We start from the raw sequence: 16,489 nt of genomic DNA on the forward strand, positions 1-16,489 counted from the left end.
ATGATGCAGGTACTCGTGGTGTTCGAATCGATGTTCGGCAACACCGAGATCATCGCCAGGGCGATCGGCAAGGGTCTGGCCGCCTCCTGCGAGGTCGACGTCGTCAACGTCGACGACGCCCCGGCCCAGTGGGACGGACTCGGCCTGCTCGTCGTCGGCGGCCCCACCCATGCCCACGGCATGACCCGACCCGGCACCCGCAAGAGCGCACGCGAGGAGGTCGAGGGAGGAGTCCGCTCGGCGACCGGCCTACGGGAGTGGCTGGGCGCCTTGCCGCCGGCGTCGCGCCGGGTCCCCGTCGCGGTTTTCGACACGAGACTTCCCCGGGCTCGGTGGCTCACCGGTTCCGCCGCGGTCGGCGCGCGGAAGCTGCTGCTGAAGCGCCGCGGCGTTCCGTTGGCGCCACCGGAGAGCTTCTTCGTGGACGTCGGCAAGAACGCCACGATCCTGTGCGACGGCGAGCAGGAACGCGCCGAGGCATGGGGCGCCACGCTCGCCTCGCGGCTTCTGGAGACCGCGGCCGGCTGAAGTGTCTTAGGTCTACTGCTGATGCGAGGGTGACGGTGTCGCGTGATCAGACGGACGACACGCGTGATCAGACGGACGACACGCGTGTCCAGGCGGCCGACTCGCGTGTCGTCCATCCAATCACGCGTGTCGTCCCCTCAGACACGCATCACCGCCGAACTTCTGGCTCAGGACACCGGCGGGAGTCACGGGTGCGAAAGCACCCACCAGGCGACGAGCAGGCCACCCGAATTGGTCGCGCAGTGCAGGAGCGCGGGCGCCAGTACTCCCTTTCCCCAATGACGCCACCAGTACAGGAAGACCCCGGCACCGGCCGCGGCCACCATCGCCAGCACGGAGATCAACGGAAGCGGGAGACCGCCGACGGTGGCGTCGACCGCGGCGTTGCGGACCAAGGCGAGCGAGGGCAGCAAATGCCACAGACCGAACAGGGCGGCGGCACCGAGAACCGGTGCCCAGCGCCAGCGCTCGCCGGCCCCGAGCAGCGCGGGGAGAACGCCGCGGAAGGCCACTTCCTCGATGAGGACGGTGCCGAGCGGAATACGGAGAAGGGCGAGCCACAAGAGCTGGCCGATCCCCGGTGTCCCGACCCGGCCGTCCTCGAAGAACGACCGGAGCGCGGGAACGGCCAGCGCCACCGCGAACACGAGGCCGACCAGCCCGGCGCCCGCGAGGCCGACGACGGCGGCGCGACCGAGCGTATGCCTGCCGAGGCCGATGGACGCGAGCCGGAGGCCGGAGAACCTGGCGACGGCGATCAGCACGGCCGCCGTCACGACACCGCAGACGGGATACGCCCACCCGGGCAGCACCCGGTTCGCGAGCAGGGTGGCGGCGGCGAGCAGCAGCACCGAGACGATGACGGCCGGAATCCGGCGAGAGAGCCGTATATCGATTGGTTGCGTTCGGTCAGCTTGATCGTCGTGGTGCTCTGGCACTGGGCGTTCACCATCCTGCGGTGGTCACCGGACGGGCCGATGCCCACGAGCCCGCTCGGGTTCTTCTCCGGTTTGTGGATCTTCACCTGGCTTCTGCAGGTGATGCCGATGTTCTTCTATGTCGGGGGATACGTGCACCTGGTGTCCTGGCGGAGGGCGCGGGCACGCGGGGAGTCACTCGCGCGATACGTCCGGCACCAGATCAGGCGTCTCGTCGTGCCGGCCGGAGCCTTGGTGCTGATCTGGACCGCGTTCGGCGTGACAGCGGCGTCGCTGTCCAATCTACGCTGGATTCGCGGTGCGGTGCTGTTGATCATCAGCCCGTTGTGGTTTCTCGCGGTGTACGTCGTTCTTCTGGCCGTGCTGCCGGTGAGCCTGTGGCTGCACCGGAAGTTCGACGTCGTGGTCTTGGTCTGGCTGGGTGGCGTCGCACTCGGCGCCGACGTGGTGCGCTTCCGCTACGGTGTCGACGAAGCGGGCTGGGTGAACATGATCGCGGTCTGGGGCCTCGCCCATCAGGCCGGTTTCTTCCACCGGCGGCTCGTCGACGCACCGCGGCGGTGGGGGCACGCGTTGCTCTGGACGGGCCTGTTCGCTCTCGCGGGCTTGGTGTTCTCCGGCCTGTACCCGGGTTCCATGGTCGGCGTCCCCGGGGACAGGTTGTCGAATATGGGGCCGCCGACGTTCGTGATCGTCGCGCTGCTGACGTTCCAGATCGGATTCGCCGAGGTGACCCGGCCGTTCTTCGAACGACGGCTCGCGAGACCACGCTGGCGCCGGTTCATCGGTCTGCTCGACCGCTACGCGCTGCCGCTGTTCCTGTTCCACACCACCGGGATGGCGCTGGCGAAGGCCTGCGTCTATTTCGTCTTCGGGGACGGCGTTTCCGATGACCGGCCGCCTGATCTGATCTGGTGGCTGCAACGGCCGATCGCCGTGCTCGGTTCGTTGGCGTGCACGCTTCCGTTCCTGGTGCTCTTCGGCGGAAGACGGACTCGTGGCGCGAGACGTGAGGACCTTCGGCCCTCCACCGCGGGCGGCGCGAAGAGGACGGTGAACGACGTGCGGCCAAGGGCTCATGAGTGGCCACGCGGCGCGGCGTGGCGGAAAGGCGGAACCCATGCGTGCACAAACAGGGGATTGGCTCGTCATCAAAGGGCCGGTCGTCGGAAAGCCGGATCAGCGTGGCCTGATCATCGAAGTCCGTGATCCGGACGGGGCGCCGCCGTACGTCGTGCGGTGGCCTCAGGACGACCATGTGTCCACGGTCTTTCCCGGGCCCGACGCCGTGATCGTCACCGAGGCGGAGCAGAGCGCGGCGGAAGAGGCGGAGCGCGCCCGGCTCGAGGCCGTTCAGGAGGCCATTTTCACCCGGCACTGGTCGTGACCGGTGACCGTCGGCCACGACACCCGATCAGCGCGCAGGACAGGTTGTGGCTGAAGCTGGACGAGCCCGCCAACCGGATGCTCGTCACGGCGGTGCTGTGGACAGCGAGCGAGGTGGATCCGGAGCGGCTGAAACGAGTGGTGGCCGACCGGCTGGTCGGCCGCTATCCGGTGTTCACCCGGCGGCCGGTCCGCGACGGCGGTACCTGGTTCTGGGAGGACGACCTGGAGTTCAGTCTCGACCGGCATCTGACCGTGGCCGACCTGCCCGCGCCGGGGACCAAAGAGGTCCTGCAGGATCTGGTCGCGGCGCGGAGGGGGCGGCCCCTCGATCCGGAGCATCCTTTGTGGACAATGGAGCTCTATCGTGGTTACGGTCCCGGCAGCGCGGTGGTCCTGTGTTCGCACCATGCCATGGCGGACGGTATCCGCTTGGCCCAGGTCCTTTTCGGACTGTTCGACCCGGCCGAAGAGGACAAGAGACCCGTGAAGGTCGGTGGGGTGGGGCCACGTGGGCCGGATTCTTCCCGTGCGCCATCGAGAGCCGCGGCGAAGGTGGTGAAGGCGCTCAACGAGTTCGGTGAGCGGCTGGAGGGACCGATCGCCCGGGCGGTCCTGGGCTGGCCGTTGCTCGGCTTGAGCACGGCCGCGGGCCTTTCCGGCGCGGTGGCCGAGGTCGTGACCGATGCCTTGCCGTCGCGTCCGGACTCCGTGGTGAGGTGGCTGATGGCCCAGGGGTTCACCGCCCGCAACACCGTCGACGGTGTACTCGGGCTCCTGGCGCCCGCCGCGTCCGGCGCGTTCTGGCCGGGTGACCCCGGCCAGGAGAAGACCGCGGCCTGGGGAGACGCGGTGCCGTTGGAACTCCTCGCCGCTGTGGGGCATAGCACCGGAACGAGCGTGAACGACGTGTGCGTCGCCCTGATCATGGCTGCCTTCGAGCGATATGCCCGGGAGGTCGCTCCGGGAACGGACGGGGTGGAGCTGAAGTGGCTCATCCCGGTGAGCCGTTCGAGCTTCGATGATTCGCTCCCCGAGGACCTGGGCAACGACTTCGCGCTGATCCTGGCGGGTTTCCCCTTGCGGCAACGGAACTTCCGAGAGCGGTTGGACAACGTGCATCGCCGTGTGTCCGGTATTCGTGAGTCGCTGGAGCCGGTCCTCACCTTCGGCGTGCAGTGGCTGGCAGGCAAGGCGCCGGAGGTGATTTCGGAACCCGTGACACGGTTCTTCGCGGCCAAGGCGATCGGGGTGCTGACCAATGTCCCAGGGCCGCGCAGTCCGGGCGAACTCGTCGGCGCCCGGGTCGAAGGGGTCGTGGGTTGGGCACCGTGCAGCGGGAAACAGGCCGTCACGGTATGCGTGTTCAGCTACGCGGGATCCGTCCGGTTCGGCTTCGGGACCGATCGGTCGCTCGTACCCGACCCGGGACGGCTGGTCGCCGCGCTGGACGACGCGGTGAACGACGCCGCCACGCTCACGAACGAGTGAGCGCGGCGGCGCGCGTGGCGATGGTGCCGAGCAGCACCCGGGTGACGATCCAGGCGGCGGGCCGGATCGCGTGCCAGTAGAGCGCTATCGCGTGCCGGGCCGCCGGGTCGGCGACGGTGATCCTGGTCTCGATGGTCAACCGGCACCCGGTTTTCTCCCCTGGTGTCACGGAGAATCCCACGGCGATGGTGCCGCTGCCGGGATGGGCGAAATCGCGGAAGGAGTCCGCCGTGACGTCGTACCATTCGGGAATGGCGGCCCAGAACCGGCCCGCCGCGCCCAGGACCATCTCCTGTCCGGGCCGCTCGCCGAGAAAAGCGCATCGTTCGCCGAGCATGGTCTCGCCGAGGTCGGGGATGTGTCGGTGCCCGCGGAGCGTTTCGGGCAGGCTTCGAGCATGGACGAGCGCCCGGACCAACGGCGAACGGACGTCCGCTGCCCGGAGTTCACCGACCGCCCGGTACAGCGCGTCGGGCGGCACGTCCACCACGGAGGTCTCCACGAGCACGAAGTCCGGACGCGGTGCGAAAGCGTCGAGCAGGGCGGTACTCACCGCGCCGCGGGTTTCGCGGTCTCGGCGTCCCGGGCGATCGTCCGCAACGTCGCGGCGTGAATGGCCTTGATGAACGGCGAGGCCACGGCCCAGTACAGCCGGAATCGGGAGAGGCTCGCGGAGTCCGTGAGGGTCACCCGGATGTCATAGGACAACAGCGAGCGCTGTTCGCCGTATCGGCGGACGGACAACGACAGGACGATCTTGCCGTAACCCGGTTCTAGGAAGCCGGCGAACTCGCCGGGCTCCAGCCGCCGCCACTCGATCACCGGTTGCCAGAACTTGCCCGCGACGCCCGCCACCAATTCGATACCGGGCAGTTCACCGAGGATGACCCAGTCGGAATCCGTCGCCATGTCGTCGAACGTGAGCCGGGTGGGTACCGACGGGCCGTGCCCGCGCCGGAATCGCTCGGGCAGGCCGCGGACCCAGCCCGCGGCGCGAACGAGCGGGCCACCCACCTTCATGAAGTCGAATCCGCGCACCGCGGCGTAGGTCGTGGCCGGGTCGGCGTCGACCACCCGGTGCCGGAGCACGGAAAAGGCGGGGTCCGGCGCGAACCGGTCGGCCAGCAGTTCCGCGGTGGCAGTCGATGACGAATGCGTTCCGCTGATGGGCATCGCGAGGTCTCCTCTCCGGAAAGACAAAGGGTTCTCCCGAATCGGTGCCCGTCGTCAGGGCCGAACGTCCCGCACCGGGCAGGCCAACGGCCCGGCAGGTCGGGGCGCCGGGCACTGACCTGTCCGCCGCGACGGAGGCAGGCTTGGCCTAGCGCTCCGTGGAAGGCGGTCGAGAGATGGCGGAAGGGTGCGGCGTCAGCCGGTCGAATCCGGTGGTGGCCGGGATCGACGGTTCGCGGTCCGCGGTAGAGGCGGCGAGATGGGCCGCCGCGGACGCCCGCAGGCGCGGAGTCCCGCTGCGGCTCGTGTACGCGTACGAATCGTCCGGACGTGACTATCCCACCCTGGAGGTCACCGCGGCGGAAGTCCGTGAAGCCATGCGGGAGACCGGCGTCCGGCGCTTGAGCGTCGCCGGGAAGACCGCCGCGGAGATCGCCCCCGGGCTGGACATCACGACGGAGGTCGTGGAGGGAGACCCGAAAGCGGTGCTCGTCAAGGAGTCGCGCCAGGCCACACTGGTGGTACTGGGTTCTCGCGGGCTCGGAAGCGTCGGGAGGTTCCTGCTCGGCTCTTGCGGACTCGCGGTGGCAGCACACGGGCAGTGCCCGCTCGTGATCGTCCAGGACGGCGACAGCCGCCCCGGACCGGTGCTCGTCGGTGTCGACGGCTGGCCCGCGTCCGCGGCCGCCGTGCGGTTCGCCTTCCAGGAGGCGTCGGAACTGGGAACCTCGGTGACCGCGCTCAGGACGTGGAGCGAACTGGGGCCGGTTCAGCCAGGGGTACGGCGTCTCGGCGGTTCGAGAGTCGTTCACGACTCGGAGCGACGTGCGTTGGCCGTCGAAGTGTCGTCGGTGGCGCGCGAGTATCCCGACGTTCCTTTCGGCTGCCTTGTCGTCCGCGGCCGACCGGGCAAAGCCCTCCGGGAATACGGCGAGCGAGCGGGGCTGATCGTCGTCGGAACCCGTGGCCGGAGCGGCTTCGCCGGAATGCTTCTCGGTTCGGTGAGCCAGGGACTGGCCGCCCGGGCGCCGTGCCCGATCGCCGTCGTCCGTGCGGATACCGGGATTCCCCGGCCGCACTCCAACGAAAGGAAGCAGAACATGAACGACATCGAGAACGCGCGCGCGGCCAAGGAAGCACGGGACGCGATCGCCGCCGGAGCCGGCCCGTCCCGCTCTTCGGGAGAGCTGGCGGAGGCGGCGATGCGGAAGTACTTCGCCGCGGAAACCTATCGCGCGAAGAAGAGCGAGGAACTGTCCGAAGAGGACGAAGAGCGTTCGTCATGACCGGAACGGCCGTCCGCGACGTCATGACCCGGGAGGTCTACTCGGTGCGGAAGGGCACCCCGATCGCGGATATCGCGGAGATCCTCTCGGGCCGGGGGATCAGCGCCGTACCCGTCGTGGACGACGACCGCGATGTCGTCGGCGTCGTCTCGGAAGCCGATCTGCTGCTCAGGCAGATCGAGTCGATCACCGCCTCGCGGCCGAGGGTGCCGGGTATCCGGTCCAAAGCGGACGGACGTACGGCGGCGGACGTGATGAGCAGTCCCGCGGTCACCGTCGAAGCCGACCTCCCGGTCGCGGAGGCGGCTCGGTTGATGGTGGGCAATCGGGTCAAACGGCTGCCGGTGGTCGACCGCTACGGCAAGCTGACCGGGATCGTCAGCCGGGCCGACCTCGTGCACGCCTTCGTCCGGACGGATGCGGAGATCCGGGAGGAGGTCCTGCGGGACATCTCGGAGCTGGTCCGTCGCCCGTCGCGGGGTGAGGTGCGGGCGGAGGTGGAGAACGGGATCGTGACCCTGGGAGGCGAGGTCGAACGGCGGAGCCAGGCGGTCCTGCTGGTGGCACTGGTGCGCCGGATCCCGGGCGTGATCGAGGTCGTCGACCGCGTCCGGTTCGGATGGGACGACGAGGCGAACAGGCCGACCGGATGACCGAGAGGTCTCCGTCGCGCGAAACGCTGCTCCTGGCCGGGGTGCTGACGATGCTCGCCGCGGGCGGGATCGCCCGCATCGCGAGCCCGGTGACGGCTTCGGTGCTGTGGGCGGGCGCCACCGCGGTGATGTTCGTACCCGCGACGCTCTGGGTCCTTGCCGACCTGCGGGCGGGCAGGTGGGGAGCGGACGTGCTCGCGGTGCTCGCGCTGGGCGGCACCGTCGCGGTCGGGGAGTACCTCGCCGGCGCGATCATCGCGGCGATGGTCGCGACCGGCCGCGTGCTCGAAGCGGCGGCGCGCCGCCGCGCCGGACGCGACCTCTCCGCGTTGCTGGCACGGGCGCCGACCACGGCCCATATGCGCCGGGGCGATCTCGTCGAGGTCGTTCCGGTCACTTCCGTGCTCCCCGGCGACGTGGTCGTCGTTCTGCCCGGCGAGGTCGTTCCGGTGGACGGGCTGGTCCGTGGTGAAGGGATCTTCGACGAGTCCGCCCTGACCGGAGAAGCCGAGCCCGCCGAGCGCTCGGGCGAAGAGGTCCGAAGTGGTGTCGTCAACGCCGGCGCCGTCGCCGAGGTGCTGGCCACCGCGACCGCCGACGCCAGCACCTACGCCGGAGTCGTCCGGCTCGCGGAGCAGGCCGCCGAGGCCACCGCGCCGATCGCGCGGCTGGCGGACCGGGTGGCGGTCTGGTTCCTGCCGACGGCGCTCGCCATCGCCGCTATCGCCTGGGTGCTCAGCGCCGATCCGGCGCGCGCGGTGGCGGTGCTCGTCACCGCCACGCCCTGCCCGCTGCTGCTCGCCGTACCGGTCGCGGTGACCGGCGGGATGTCCCGGATGGCGCGGTCGGGGGTGGTCGTCAAGGACGGCGCCGCGCTGGAGCTGCTCGGCCGCGTCCGCACCCTCGCGATGGACAAGACCGGCACGGTGACCGCGGGCCGCCCGGAGATCACCGCCGTGGTCTGCGCGCCGGACGACTCCGCCGACCGTGTCCTCGGGCTCGCCGCGGCGGTGGAGGAGTTCTCGCCACATGTGCTCGCCGGCTGCGTCCTGAGAGCGGCGAGGTCCGCCGGGGTCGCGGTCCCGCCCGCGGAGGTCGTGTCCGAGACGCCGGGGCGCGGGGTCGAGGGGACGGTGAACGGCAAGAAGGTCCGGGTCGGCAGACGGTCCGGGAGCGTGCTTCCCGGCTGGGCACGGGGAGTCGAACGGCGGGGGAGACTCGACCTGGCCTCCGTGATCTGGGTCGAGGAAGACGGGAAGCCGGTCGCCGCGCTGCTGGTGCGGGACCGGCTCAGGCCGGACGCGGCCCGGACGCTCCGCCGTCTTCGGTCCGCGGGGCTGACGAGGATCGTCCTGCTCACCGGTGATCGCGTCGGCAACGCGGAGGAGGTGGCGGCGTTGCTCGGTCTCGACGACCTGCACGCCGAATGCTCCCCGGCGGACAAGATCTCGTTCGTGCGTGGCGAAAACGAGCGCGCGGTCACCGCCATGGCCGGGGACGGGATCAACGACGCTCCCGCGCTGGCGGCCGCGGGTGTCGGCATCGCGCTGGGTTCGCGCGGTTCGACGGCCGCGGTCCAGGCCGCCGACGCGGTGATCTTGGACGACCGTATCGACCGCCTCGCCGACGCGGTGGACATCGCGCGCCGGGCGAGGCGGCTCGCGGTGGAAAGCGCCGGTATCGGCACCGGCTTGTCCGTGCTCGCGATGCTCGCGGCCGCGGGCGGCTGGCTGGTCCCGGTGCTGGGAGCGCTGGTGCAGGAGGGGATCGACATCGCCGTCATCGGGAATTCGCTGCGGGCGCTCCTCGCTCCGCGATCATCCCGACGGCGCGCGCCGGAAGGGCTGGTCCGGCGATTCGCCGTCGAGCACGAATCCCTGCTGCCGGTCCGTTCCGCGGTACGCCTGGCCGCGGACGCACTGGCCGAGGGCGCGGGACACGACGCGGACATGGCGCTCCGGCACGTCATCCAGTTGCTCACGGAGCGGCTTCTGCCGCATGAACGGGCCGAGGAGAAACAGCTGTATCCGGCACTGGCCGAAGTGCTGGGTGGTCCTGACAGCACGGTCACGATGAGCCGGGAGCACGCCGAGATCGAGCGGCTGGTCCGCCGGCTGCGCAGGCACCTCGACGAAGCGCCGGACGGTATCCGAGCGGACCAGGTCGACGACCTCAGGGCGACTCTCTATGGCCTCGACGCGATTCTGACGCTGCACTTCGCGCAAGAGGAAGAGGCCTACTTCACGCTTTGAGGACTCTGCTGCCGTCGTGGTTGGGGAGGATCCGACCCGCACTCGCGAGGCACTGCAAGGACGTGATGGCCCCCTTCCCTCGGCTCAGCCGAGGGAAGGGGGCCTTCACACGCGGCACATGTGTCTGCTGTGGCTGCTGGCGTACCTGGGGCAAACGTGGCGAGCCGGTAATCCGTGAAGGCCTCCTTCACTACCTTCAGGGTAGGCAAGGAGGCCTTCACGGACCTGACCCGCGATCAGCCTCGGCCGCAGTTCCGCCGCTCGGGAGGGAGCACGGAGCGCCAGGTCAATGATCGGTGGTCGACTTCGACACTTGACCACCGGCGAGCCGGGGACGATGGTCCAGCGCGGTCAGCTCGAAGGCTCTCGCCAGGTCGTCGGCTCCGACCACTCCGGCCAGACCGCCGGCCCGGGTGACCAAGACGAGGTCGCGGCCGGCCCGAGGGAAGCCGCGTTCCATCAGTGCGGTCACTTCCGTGTCGGCGCCGACGACAGTGACCGCCCGATCCTTCCGCGCGACGTCGGTGACCCTGGTGGCGCGCCGGGCGTCGGCGGGCACCTTGACCAGATCGCCGAGGCTGACGATGCCGAGCGGGACGCCGTCGAACGACAGCACCGGGAAGACGCGATCGTGACCCGCGCCCGCGGCGTACTCGGCGAAGGCGTCCACCGTCCACCAGCCGGGGGCGATCACCGGTGACGGGTTCATGATGTCGCCCACCCGGAGCTCGCCGAGCCGTTCGCGCAACGGGCCCGCGGTGAACTCGGCCTGTGCCGCGAAGATCAGGAACCAGCCGAGCAGGACGAGCCAAAGCCCGGTGAACTGCCGAAGGAAGAGCAGCTGCGCGAACCCCGCCATGGCCAGAGCGGCGCCCAGTACCTGACCGGATCTGTCGGCGATGGCGCCCGCCCTGGCGCGGTCTCCCCGCCGCCACCAGATGGCCGCCCTCAGGATCCTGCCGCCGTCCAGCGGCGCGCCCGGCAGCAGGTTGAGCACCGCGAGCAGGAGATTGCTGACCCCTAGCCAAGCCAGGCCACCGACCGCCAGCGCCGGCAGGGCTCCCGCGGCCAAGACGGCGCCGCCGAGTGCGGTGGCCCCGATCAGCAGACTGGCGAGCGGGCCCGCCACCGCGATCCGGAGATCGGCCTTCGGCGTCGGCGGTTCGCCCTCGAGCTCGGCCGCGCCGCCGAGCATCCACAGCGTGATCCGCTTGACCCCCACGCCGTGATGCCGGGCGACGACGGCGTGCGAAAGCTCGTGGATGAGAAGCGAAGCGAGGAAGCCCGCCGCGGTGAGCCCGCCGGTGATCCAGTACCACGTGGTGTTCGCGCCGGGCACCGCTTGAGGCAGGACGGACGCGGCGAGGAGGTCGGTGATCAGCAGGAGCACGACGAGTACCGACCAGTGGGCTCGGACGACGACACCGGCCCACCGGCCGAGCGGGATGGCAGTGCGGAACATCGGGTTCCCTTCCCCGGGCGTCGCTGACCGGTGTCTCGCGGAACGGACCCGCTCAACGGTTCCCGGGACGCGGACGGGCGACTAGGGCCGAACAGCCTCGATCGCCGGGCCGTCCGCCGAGCCGGGACCTTCGGCACTTTCGAGTGGTACCGCGGCCGGAACACGGTGGATCCCTCGAAAGGACATCGGCTCAAGGAGGCCCGGATGCAGGAAAAACACTGGACCGTGGAGATCTTCATCGACGAGCACGAGGCGCGGACGCGGGCGACCGCGCGGTTGGTGAATCGTGACGACACCGGCCTGACGGGGGTGGGGATCGCGCGACTCAACCCGGCCGACGCGAACGTGCCCGAGATCGGCGACGAACTGGCCGCGTCCCGGGCGTTGAGCGACCTCGCGCACCGGTTGCTCGACGCGGCCGCGGCGGATATCGAAGGCGTCACCGAGAAACCGGTCCATCTCGGTAGTTGAGCCTGGGAAGCCGGTAGCGCGGACACGGAGGGACGAAGTCCCGGCGTGCCGGGACCTTGGGCAGCAGAGCGGCACTCGCGCCTCCGGTGAGCATGGACCCCGTAAAGGCCAACGTCCGGAGGGAAAGCGATGAGCTACGTACGCGACTTGTCGACGGTCAGCCTCGCCGACGCCGAATCGGCGGGTGGCAAAGGCGCGAATCTCGGTGAGCTGATCACCGCGGGATTCTCCGTCCCTCCGGGGTTCGTCGTGCTCCGCGAGGCGTACCTGGCCTCGCTCGAAGAAGCGGGTGTGCGCGGCGAGATCGCGGAGCTGCACGAAAAAGCGCTCGCGTCGGCGGACGAGCCGGAGCAGCTGTCCGGGTTGTGCGACGAGCTGCGCGCATTGGTGCACCGGGCGGGGATGACGGCCGGCGTCCTGACGGACGTGATCGAGGCCTACCACGGGATCGGGCAGTCGACACCGATCGCGGTCCGGTCCTCGGCGACGGGAGAGGACGGCGCGGAGGCCTCGTTCGCCGGGATGAACGCCAGTTTCACCAACGTGTGGGGGGACAACGCCGTCCGGGAGCGGATCGTCGACTGCTGGGCGTCGTTGTTCTCGCCCCGGGTGATCGGGTACCGCGCCGGACGTGGCTTCACCGGGGAGCCCGCCATCGCGGTGGTGGTGCAGAAGATGATCGCCGCCGATCGCTCCGGCGTCATCTTCACCGCGGACCCGCGTTCCGGGGACCGTGACCGCCTGGTCGTCGAAGCGGTCTTCGGCCAAGGCGAAGCGATCGTCTCCGGGGCGGTCGAACCCGACACCTACCTGGTCGCGAAAGAAGACCTGCGGCTGGTTTCGGCCAGGGTCGGCAGCAAGTCCCACAAGATCATCGCCGAGGTCGGCGGGGGAGACGTCAAGGTCGCCCTTCCCGCGCAGGCGGCGGGCCGCCGCGTCCTCGACGACTCGGCCGTACTCGAACTGGCGCGGCTCGCGACCAGGATCGAAGACCACTACGGTATCCCGCAAGACATCGAATTCGCCTTGGCGGGCAAGGAGATCTGGGTCGTCCAGTCCCGCCCGGTCACCACGCTGCCAGAGGACCGCGAGCAGGCTCAGGACGTCCTTGTCACGGGGCTGCCAGCGTCTCCGGGCGTCGCCGGCGGGGCCGTACGGGTGTTACACGACCCGGCCGAAGGCAGGCGGTTGCGGGACGGCGAGGTGCTGGTCGCGCCGATGACCAACCCGGACTGGGTCCCCGCCATCCGGCGGGCTTCCGCGCTGGTGACCGACGGCGGCGGGATGACCTGCCACGCCGCCGTCGTCGCGCGGGAGCTGCGGGTTCCCTGCGTCGTCGGCACCGGCGACGCGACGCGGGTACTCGCGGGACGTGGTCCCGTCACCGTCGACGGGACCACCGGCGAAGTGCGCGCCGGGTACACCGGATCCCCGGCGCGTACCGAACCGATCGCCGCGCCCGCCGCGGCCGAGACGACCGGAACCAGGCTCTACGTCAACCTCGCCATGCCCGAACACGCCGACGAGGTCGCCGCGCGGCAGGTCGACGGGGTCGGGTTGCTCCGGGCGGAGTTCCTGCTGACCGAGGCGCTCGGCGGGCGGCATCCCCGTGACCTCATCGCCAAGGGCGAACAGGAATCCTTTGTGGACTCGATGGCCGAGTCACTGCTGCGGATCACCCGTCCCTTCGGCACCCGCCCGGTCGTCTACCGCACGACCGACCTGCGCAGCAACGAGTTCCGCGGTCTCACCGGAGGCGAGGCCTACGAACCCGTCGAGAGCAATCCGATGATCGGCTACCGCGGCTGTTTCCGCTACGTACGGGAAAAGGACCTGTTCGACCTCGAACTCCGCACGCTCGCCCGTGTCCGGGAGCAGACGCCGAACCTGCACGTCATGATCCCGTTCGTCCGCACGAAGTGGGAGCTGGAGGCCTGTCTCGAGCTGATCGACGCGAGCCCGCTCGGACGGCAGCGCGGGCTGCACCGGTGGATCATGGCGGAGGTCCCGTCCGTGGTGCACTGGCTTCCCGAGTACGCCGGGATGGGCATCGACGGCGTGTCCATCGGGAGCAACGACCTCACGCAGCTGGTCCTCGGAGTGGACCGGGACTCGGCGGTCTGCGCGGAGCTGTTCGACGAAGCCGACCCCGCCGTGCTCGACACCATCGGACGTATCGTCGGCGCGGCGCGAGCCGCCGGGATCACCTCCTCGTTGTGCGGGCAGGCGCCCTCGGTGAAGCCGGGCTTCGCGGAACATCTCGTGCGGTTCGGGATCACGTCGATCTCCGTCAACCCCGACGCGGTCGACGCGTCCCGGCGCGCCATCGCGGCGGCGGAACGCCGGGTCCTGCTGGACGGTGCCCGGTGAACGCGATCGAGATCCGCGGCGTGCGGAAGAGCTTCGGCCACACCAAGGCGCTGGACGGCCTGGATCTCATCGTCCGGACCGGTGAGGTCCACGGCTTCCTGGGCCCGAACGGCGCGGGCAAGACGACGACCCTGAGGCTTCTGCTGGGACTGCTGCGCGCCGACGACGGGCGGATGCGGGTGCTGGGCGGGGATCCCTGGCGTGACGCGGTGTCGCTTCACCGGCGTCTCGCCTACGTGCCCGGCGAGGTGTCGCTCTGGCCGACCCTCACCGGGGGAGAGGTGATCGACCTGCTCGGCAGGCTCCGCGGCGGCCTCGACGTGCGCCGCCGCGACCGCTATCTGGACCTGTTCGACCTCGACCCGACCCGCAAAGGACGCGCGTATTCCAAGGGCAACCGCCAGAAGGTGGCCGTCGTGGCGGCACTGGCCTCCGACGCGGAACTGCTCCTGCTCGACGAGCCGACCGCGGGACTCGACCCGCTGATGGAAGACGCCTTCCGCGGTTGCGTCCGGGAGGAGCGCGACCGCGGCCGGACCGTGCTGCTGTCCAGCCACATCCTCGCCGAGGCCGAGGCGTTGTCCGACCGCGTCAGCATCATCCGGAACGGGCGCGTGGTCGACACCGGCAGCCTCGACGAACTCCGGCATTTGACGCGGACGTCGCTCACCGCGCGGCTGACCGGAGCACCGGACGGGCTCGCGGCACTGCCGGGCGTCCACGATTTCAGCCAGGACTCCGACACCGTCCGGTTGACCGTCGACAACGCGGAACTCAGCGCTGTTCTGGCCACGCTCGGCCGCGTCGGGGTCCTGGGCCTGACGAGCCAGGCGCCGACCCTCGAGGAACTCTTCCTGCGCCACTATCGCGAGCCGGTCCTGGACTCCCGATGAGCACGATGACCGGGAGCGGCGCCCTGTTCCGCCTCGCCCTGCGCCGCGAGCGACTGCGCGTTCCTTTGTGGACACTCGCCTGCGCGGCGACCACCGCCGGAGCGGCCGCCGCCACCGCGGATCTCTATCCTTCGCAACGGGAACTGACCGTGTTCGCCGAGGCCGTCAACGCGGTTCCCGCGCTGGTCGCCTTCTACGGCCGCATCTACGACCCCACCTCGCTCGGTGCCGCGGCGGTGCTCAAGCTGACCGGTTTCGGCGCCGCGCTGGTCGCGTTGCTGCTCATCACCACGATGATCCGCCACACCAGGGCGGAGGAGGAGTCCGGCAGGCTCGATCTGCTCGGCTCCGGCGTCCTGGGCAGGCACGCGCCGCTCGCCGCGGCGCTCGCGACCACGGTCGTCACCGGGCTGGCCGTCGGGATCCTGACCGCCGGGGGACTGGCCGCCGCGGGGCTGCCCGTGGCGGGCTCGGTGGCGTTGGGCGCCGGCTGGATGACGGCGGGCTGGGCCTTCGGCGCCATCGCGGCGGTCACCGCCCAGTTGTGCCGTTCCGCACGGCTGGCGACCGGGATCGCCGGCGGTGTCCTCGGGCTCGCCTATCTTCTGCGTGCCATCGGGGACTCCGGGCCGGAATGGCTCTCCTGGCTGTCCCCGATCGGCTGGGCGCAGCAGATCCGGCCGTTCGCCGGGGAGCGCTGGTGGGTCGTGGCGCTCCCCGTGGTGCTCGCGGCCGTGCTGGTGCTGGTCGCGGTCAGGTTGAGCGATCGGCGTGACCTCGGCGCGGGCCTGCTGGCCGACCGTGCGGGCCCCGCCCACGCGGGGCGTGGCCTGCGGAGCACCGCCGGGCTGCTCTGGCGGCTCAACCGGGCCGGTCTGCTCGCCTGGACGGTGGTCTACCTGGTCCTGGGTCTCGTCGTCGGCAATCTGGCCAACGGCATCGGCAAGTTCCTCGACAATCCCAGAGCCGAACAACTGATTCTCACCCTCGGCGGGCAGAAGGCCCTGTCGGACGCGTTCTTCGCGCTGGAGTTCGGCGTCGCGGGCGTCATCGCGGCGGTTTACGCGATATCCGCGCTGACCCACCTGCACGCCGAGGAAGAAGCGCTCCGGACCGAGCCTCTGCTCGCGACGTCCGTCTCGCGTACCCGGCTGCTGGCCGGCTATCTGGTGCTGGCGACCGCCGGCAGCGCCATCCCGTTGCTCGCGGCGGGGCTGGGCGCGGGACTCGCGAGTGGTCTGCAGGGCGGGAGCCCCGGTACGGAGATCGGCAGGCTGACCGCCGCCGCGCTGGTGCAACTGCCCGCGGTATGGGTGCTCGCCGGAGCGGCGTGTGCCTTGTTCGGGTTGCTCCCGCGCCTGCTCGGCCTGGTCTGGGCGGTGCTGGCGGCGGTCGTCGTGATCGGTGAGTTCGGTGTGCTCTTCGGCGTTCCGCAAGTGATCCTGAACCTTTCGCCGTTCACCCATCTGCCGGGACTGCCGGGTTCGACGGAGGGCATGACGTCCATTCCCTGGCTCGTCCTGGTCGCCTGCGCCTTGCTCGCGGCCGGTGTGGCGGGCTTCCGGCGCCGGGACATCGCGGCTTGA

The 16,489-nt window shown here is 70.4% G+C and carries 15 protein-coding genes; 11 read left to right on the forward strand and 4 right to left on the reverse strand.

Annotated elements, in window-relative coordinates; genetic code table 11:
• Entirely contained in the window at positions 1-528 is a 528-nt protein-coding gene (locus tag ACIBTM_RS12920) for a flavodoxin family protein (RefSeq protein ID WP_395876663.1), read from the forward strand.
• A 185-nt stretch (positions 529-713) separates the two neighbouring features.
• On the opposite strand, the gene ACIBTM_RS12925 is transcribed toward ACIBTM_RS12920, so the two are convergent.
• Positions 714-1,379: a type II CAAX prenyl endopeptidase Rce1 family protein gene (locus tag ACIBTM_RS12925; protein WP_395876664.1), complete on the reverse strand. Its 666-nt coding sequence runs from the start codon at positions 1,377-1,379 to the stop codon at positions 714-716.
• A 48-nt stretch (positions 1,380-1,427) separates the two neighbouring features.
• On the opposite strand from ACIBTM_RS12925, the gene ACIBTM_RS12930 reads away from it, so the two are divergent.
• The 3 genes from ACIBTM_RS12930 to ACIBTM_RS12940 are packed head-to-tail and all read left to right on the forward strand — an operon-like array spanning position 1,428 to position 4,343.
• Positions 1,428-2,675: an acyltransferase gene (locus ACIBTM_RS12930; protein ID WP_395876665.1), complete on the forward strand. Its 1,248-nt coding sequence runs from the start codon at positions 1,428-1,430 to the stop codon at positions 2,673-2,675.
• Positions 2,587-2,853 (forward strand): DUF1918 domain-containing protein, encoded by a 267-nt coding sequence (locus tag ACIBTM_RS12935; protein WP_395876666.1) that lies wholly within the window; start codon positions 2,587-2,589, stop codon positions 2,851-2,853. Before ACIBTM_RS12930 ends, ACIBTM_RS12935 begins: the two co-directional genes overlap by 89 nt.
• On the forward strand, positions 2,850-4,343 hold the full coding sequence (locus ACIBTM_RS12940; protein WP_395876668.1) for a WS/DGAT domain-containing protein: 1,494 nt from the start codon (positions 2,850-2,852) through the stop codon (positions 4,341-4,343). The genes ACIBTM_RS12935 and ACIBTM_RS12940 overlap by 4 nt, the downstream gene beginning before the upstream one ends.
• On the opposite strand, the gene ACIBTM_RS12945 is transcribed toward ACIBTM_RS12940, so the two are convergent.
• A complete protein-coding gene (locus ACIBTM_RS12945; protein ID WP_395876669.1) occupies positions 4,330-4,896 on the reverse strand; it encodes a hypothetical protein in 567 nt (188 codons plus the stop codon). The genes ACIBTM_RS12940 and ACIBTM_RS12945 overlap by 14 nt on opposite strands.
• Positions 4,893-5,516 (reverse strand): hypothetical protein, encoded by a 624-nt coding sequence (locus ACIBTM_RS12950; RefSeq protein ID WP_395876670.1) that lies wholly within the window; start codon positions 5,514-5,516, stop codon positions 4,893-4,895. The genes ACIBTM_RS12945 and ACIBTM_RS12950 overlap by 4 nt, the downstream gene beginning before the upstream one ends.
• Positions 5,517-5,692: 176 nt before the next feature.
• On the opposite strand from ACIBTM_RS12950, the gene ACIBTM_RS12955 reads away from it, so the two are divergent.
• The 3 genes from ACIBTM_RS12955 to ACIBTM_RS12965 are packed head-to-tail and all read left to right on the forward strand — an operon-like array spanning position 5,693 to position 9,707.
• Positions 5,693-6,802, forward strand: a complete 1,110-nt coding sequence (locus ACIBTM_RS12955) for a universal stress protein (protein WP_395876671.1) — start codon at positions 5,693-5,695, stop codon at positions 6,800-6,802.
• A complete protein-coding gene (locus ACIBTM_RS12960; RefSeq protein WP_395876672.1) occupies positions 6,799-7,455 on the forward strand; it encodes a CBS domain-containing protein in 657 nt (218 codons plus the stop codon). The genes ACIBTM_RS12955 and ACIBTM_RS12960 overlap by 4 nt, the downstream gene beginning before the upstream one ends.
• Positions 7,452-9,707, forward strand: a complete 2,256-nt coding sequence (locus ACIBTM_RS12965) for a heavy metal translocating P-type ATPase (RefSeq protein WP_395876673.1) — start codon at positions 7,452-7,454, stop codon at positions 9,705-9,707. Before ACIBTM_RS12960 ends, ACIBTM_RS12965 begins: the two co-directional genes overlap by 4 nt.
• Positions 9,708-9,993: 286 nt before the next feature.
• Here the strand turns inward: ACIBTM_RS12965 and ACIBTM_RS12970 are convergent, their stop codons facing one another.
• Positions 9,994-11,169 carry a site-2 protease family protein gene (locus tag ACIBTM_RS12970; RefSeq protein WP_395876674.1) on the reverse strand — a complete coding sequence of 392 codons (1,176 nt, stop codon included), beginning with the start codon at positions 11,167-11,169 and terminating at the stop codon, positions 9,994-9,996.
• A 204-nt stretch (positions 11,170-11,373) separates the two neighbouring features.
• Between ACIBTM_RS12970 and ACIBTM_RS12975 the strand changes: the two genes are divergently transcribed.
• The 4 genes from ACIBTM_RS12975 (at position 11,374) to ACIBTM_RS12990 (ending at position 16,489) form a co-directional block, all read left to right on the forward strand.
• A complete protein-coding gene (locus tag ACIBTM_RS12975; protein WP_395876675.1) occupies positions 11,374-11,640 on the forward strand; it encodes a DUF1876 domain-containing protein in 267 nt (88 codons plus the stop codon).
• A 129-nt stretch (positions 11,641-11,769) separates the two neighbouring features.
• Positions 11,770-14,010, forward strand: coding sequence for a phosphoenolpyruvate synthase (gene ppsA, locus ACIBTM_RS12980; RefSeq protein ID WP_395876676.1), 2,241 nt, complete (start codon positions 11,770-11,772; stop codon positions 14,008-14,010).
• Complete coding sequence (locus tag ACIBTM_RS12985; RefSeq protein WP_395876677.1) at positions 14,007-14,903, forward strand: ATP-binding cassette domain-containing protein; 897 nt, start codon at positions 14,007-14,009, stop codon at positions 14,901-14,903. Before ppsA ends, ACIBTM_RS12985 begins: the two co-directional genes overlap by 4 nt.
• Positions 14,900-16,489 (forward strand): ABC transporter permease, encoded by a 1,590-nt coding sequence (locus ACIBTM_RS12990; protein ID WP_395876678.1) that lies wholly within the window; start codon positions 14,900-14,902, stop codon positions 16,487-16,489. Before ACIBTM_RS12985 ends, ACIBTM_RS12990 begins: the two co-directional genes overlap by 4 nt.

The sequence above is a fragment of the Amycolatopsis sp. NPDC049868 genome, assembly GCF_044461365.1.
GTDB lineage: Bacteria > Actinomycetota > Actinomycetes > Mycobacteriales > Pseudonocardiaceae > Amycolatopsis.